The sequence below is a fragment of the Mesorhizobium sp. M2E.F.Ca.ET.209.01.1.1 genome, assembly GCF_004010375.2.
Classification (GTDB): domain Bacteria; phylum Pseudomonadota; class Alphaproteobacteria; order Rhizobiales; family Rhizobiaceae; genus Mesorhizobium.
Map to the genome: position 1 here is coordinate 1 of NZ_SADP02001223.1, position 288 is coordinate 288.

1 protein-coding gene is annotated in these 288 nt (G+C 70.1%); it reads left to right on the forward strand.

Annotated elements, in window-relative coordinates; genetic code table 11:
• A partial coding sequence (locus EN852_RS39830) for an HlyD family efflux transporter periplasmic adaptor subunit (RefSeq protein ID WP_135879976.1) occupies positions 1-288 on the forward strand: 288 nt, incomplete at both ends.

Below are 288 nucleotides of genomic sequence, written 5' to 3' on the forward strand. Positions count from 1 at the left end.
ACCAGGTGAAGCAGGCGCAGGCCGAACTGGAGCAGGCGGTGTGGCGCCTCTCCAACCGCCCGCTCCCGGCCCCTTCGCCCGGCCGCGTCAACGACGTCATCCGCAATCCCGGCGACACGGCGGGCCCGACCGCGCCTGTCATCTCGGTGCTCCCCGACGGCGCGGTGAAGCTCAGCGTCTATATTCCGGAAGCGGCCTTCTCCTCGGTCAAGGTCGGCAGCCTGCTCAGCGTCCATTGCGACGGCTGCGGCCCGGAGGTGAAGGCGCGCGTCAGCTATATCTCGCCCG